Below are 248 nucleotides of genomic sequence, written 5' to 3'. Positions count from 1 at the left end.
CTTATATATCAGGAGGCAAACATATGGAGAACAACCCATACAATTTGCGGAATTTACCGCAGATTATGCGCAAAGCCCGCAAGACTGCAGGTCTTGCACAGTATCAAATCGGAATTCTAATCGGTGGAAAAGATCAGCGTTATGTCTCAGATGTTGAAAACGGTTTTAGCAGGCTAACACCTGAGTTGTGCATTAAGTGGTTTGAAGCCTGCGAAGCCTACGAACATATTGATCTCGTACATTACTTG

General features: G+C 42.7%; 1 protein-coding gene. It reads left to right on the top strand.

Translation table 11 applies throughout. The features are described 5' to 3' along the window. Positions 1-23 precede the first annotated feature (23 nt). Positions 24-248: helix-turn-helix domain-containing protein (locus ACWFR1_RS40535; RefSeq protein ID WP_453561177.1), on the top strand; the 225-nt coding region annotated here is incomplete at its 3' end.

It is taken from the genome of Streptomyces sp. NPDC055103 (assembly GCF_053607625.1).
Note: the sequence above shows the minus strand (reverse complement) of the source record. Positions and strands in the feature narration are given on the sequence as shown.